This window comes from Dietzia sp. B19, assembly GCF_014145155.1.
Classification (GTDB): Bacteria; Actinomycetota; Actinomycetes; order Mycobacteriales; family Mycobacteriaceae; genus Dietzia; species Dietzia natronolimnaea.
Window position 1 is genome coordinate 1 of the sequence record NZ_JAALED010000415.1, and the last position, 2,915, is coordinate 2,915.

Sequence of the window (2,915 nt, forward strand, 5' to 3'; positions counted from 1 at the left end):
CGGCTTGAACCTCAGGCCCGACCGGAGCATCAGCCCGCCGAGCGCGAGATGCCCCACCCCGAACGCCGCCGCGCCCGAGACCAGGCGCGCCTTCGACCGGCTCGCATGTCCACCGCCGAGCATGAGGATCACGTCGCCCGTGGTGTACGCCGCACCGGTGACGGAGAGCAGTGCGGTGTCGACCGGGCCGAGGCCACCACTACCCGCCCCCGCGCCTCCCCGGGCGCCCTCACGCAGAGCGATGGTCAGCGCCGCCGGGACGATGAGCGGCTTGCAGAGCTTCTCCAGCGGGCCGAATCCGGTCGCCTTGGCCACCTCCGTGCCCGCGGCCGCAGCGAGGAACGCGGGCCCCTCCGGGCGGGAGGTGTCCATGAGCGAGAGCACCCGCTGCCGCAGCGCCTGCGCCAGGACGGTGGGGAAAGCCCTCGCCGTCGTCCTATCGGACGCCGTCCCCTCGGTCGTCGTGCGTCTCGTCGTCGTCCACTCGGCGGTCATGTCACTCCAGTCCCAGGTCGGTCAGACCGAGCAGGGCGCGGTACTCCACGCCCTCGGCCCGGATCACGTCATCGGCGCCGGTGGCACGGTCGACGACGGTCGCCACGCCCACCACCTCGGCGCCGGCCTCGCGCAGGGCGGCCACCGCGGTGAGCGGGGAGTTGCCGGTGGTCGTGGTGTCCTCGACGACGAGGACCCGCTTCCCCACGATGTCCGGCCCCTCGATCCGGCGCTGCATCCCGTGCTTCTTGGCCTCTTTGCGGACGACGAACGCGTCGATCGGCCGACCCGGCGCGTGCATGATCGCCGTGGCGACCGGGTCGGCGCCGAGGGTCAGTCCGCCGACCGCCTCGAAGTCCCAGTCGTCGGTCAGTTCACGCAGCAGACGGCCGATGAGCGGCGACGCCTCGTGGTGCAGGGTCGCGCGGCGCAGGTCCACGTAGTAGTCGGCCTCGCGGCCCGAGGAGAGGGTGACTCGGCCGTGGACGACGGCGAGCTCGGCGACCAGCTCGGCCAGGCGCGCTCTGGCGGTCGAGTCGACGGTGGCGGGGACGGACATCGGGCTCCTCTGATCGGCCGCGACGGTGGCTGCGGCGACGGTATCTGTACCGGGGTCGACTCTAGACGCGCGCCACGACAGAACACGACAGAAGGAGGACGGGCCGGTCGCGTGACGCGACCGGCCCGTCCTCCTTCAGCTCGAGGCCACGCTCAAGCCAGTGACGATCAGGGGTCCAGGGGGTCCCCGTTGTCCTCAGCCGGCGGCTCCTCCTCGACCGGTGGCTCCGGATCGACGGGGTCCGTACCACTGCTGCCCAGCGAGCCGAGAGACCCGGTCGCGAGGCTGCCGCTGTCCTCGGGGATGACGACCGGCGGGGGCCACCCCTCCTCGAAGGCAGACCACGCGTAGAGCTGGCCGGTGCCCTGCGCGGCGGCGGAGTTGGTGCCCTGCGCGCACATCGTGAAGTAACCGACCAGATCCGAACCACGGGGCTGGGTGGCCGGCGGCCCGAGTGCGATCGTCCGGGTGACGGTCTGCCCGTTGGTCACCGCGAACGAACCGGTCGTGCCGTACAGCCCCTCGACCTTGGCCCTGGTGTTCTGCTCGGTGATCTGCGAGCGCAGCTGGACGGCTTCGCTCGCCATGTCCCCGAGGCTGCCCTGCGGGAAGAACTGGGTGAGCGGCCACAGCGGCATGGTGATCGTCGACCCCGACGCCGTGATGCTGACCATCTCGGCCCTGACGTTCTGGTAGCGCGAGTAGTACAGCGCCGACATCTCCACGACGGGCGCCGTCGAGACCGTACCGCCGGGCCGCGCACCCGCGACCGTGTCCTGGTTCGGTGCCTCGCAGAAGACGGGACGGGCAACACCATCAACTCGGGCCTGCAGAAGAACAACAACCAGTCGTTCCAGCTGCCCGAGGTCACCTTCAGCATGCGTGCGCCGAACACGCCGAGTCAGCAGATCGTCTTCGGCCTTGCCGGGGCGGGGGCCACCGCCGCCACGGATGCGGCGTCGACGCAGTTCCAGTACACCCGAGGGACCACTGCGGGCGGCACCGGCACCACCGGCGCCCAGGTCGAGTGCGCTGTGAGCGCCAATGCCGCCGCGCTCACCACCACCACGATCACCAACGCCCCGTGGGTTCCGTTCGAGTGGAACACCAACCTGAACGTCCAGGCCCAGCCCGGCACCCTCGACGAGGATTCGCTCGCGGTCAACGTGGTCACCTCGTTCGTTCGGCCCGCGAACAACTTCCCCGAGGGAACGATGGTCTCGATCCTCCGTGACGGTGTCGAGGTCGGGGAGGTCGCCATGCCGGCGTCCGGCACCACTGTCTCCTTCCCGGACGACATTCCGCGTACGGCCGACACCCAGGTGTACCGCTACACGGCCGTGGTGAACAACACCGACGCGCTCGGCGACACGTGGGTCGGCGCGACCGCGACCTCGTCGCCCGTCATCGTCACCGGGACCAACCCCGGTGCCGGCGGCGGGGGCGGTACCGGTTCGCTGGATCCCGGTTCCGTGGTCAACCCGATCGACGGCGCCATCGGCGGCTCGCTCACCTCGAGCCTGTCCGACTCGGCCGGATACGACGTCGCCCCGCTGTCGAGCCCGATCGTCACCGGTCTCCTGAGCTCCGCCAGCTGACACACCCCACATCAGCGAGAGGACCCGTCCGCGCATCCGGCGCGGGCGGGTCCTCTCGTTGCGGAAGGTCAGTCCCGGATATCCGGCGGCAGCTGGAGGCGGGTGGTCTGCTCGACGTCCGGTTCCACGCCCGGGCGCTCACGACCGGAGCCCGTGCCGGTCGAGGCCGCAGCCGACGGCTCCGCGTCCGACGCCTCCTCGTCCGGCTCCGCACGGCGATGTTTGCCGCGTCCGGCCCGTGGGGGCGCGGGTGTCACCTCGGG

Annotated in this window: 4 protein-coding genes and 1 pseudogene; 1 reads left to right on the top strand and 4 read right to left on the bottom strand. The window is 71.3% G+C overall.

Annotation, left to right across the window (positions count from 1 at the left end):
• The 3 genes and pseudogenes from G6020_RS11965 to G6020_RS11975 form a co-directional block, all read right to left on the bottom strand.
• A pseudogene (locus G6020_RS11965) lies at positions 1–495 on the bottom strand (hypothetical protein); the annotation flags it as partial.
• 1 nt (position 496) lies between these two features.
• Positions 497–1,054 carry an orotate phosphoribosyltransferase gene (gene pyrE, locus G6020_RS11970; RefSeq protein ID WP_182610786.1) on the bottom strand — a complete coding sequence of 186 codons (558 nt, stop codon included), beginning with the start codon at positions 1,052–1,054 and terminating at the stop codon, positions 497–499.
• A gap of 167 nt (positions 1,055–1,221) precedes the next feature.
• Complete coding sequence (locus G6020_RS11975; RefSeq protein WP_182610787.1) at positions 1,222–1,773, bottom strand: hypothetical protein; 552 nt, start codon at positions 1,771–1,773, stop codon at positions 1,222–1,224.
• A 159-nt stretch (positions 1,774–1,932) separates the two neighbouring features.
• Here G6020_RS11975 and G6020_RS11980 point away from each other — a divergent pair, with 159 nt between their 5' ends.
• Complete coding sequence (locus G6020_RS11980) at positions 1,933–2,652, top strand: hypothetical protein (protein ID WP_182610788.1); 720 nt, start codon at positions 1,933–1,935, stop codon at positions 2,650–2,652.
• Between the two features lie 68 nt (positions 2,653–2,720).
• On the opposite strand, the gene G6020_RS16760 is transcribed toward G6020_RS11980, so the two are convergent.
• The coding region (locus G6020_RS16760; RefSeq protein WP_206682229.1) for a hypothetical protein at positions 2,721–2,915 on the bottom strand (195 nt) is incomplete at its 5' end.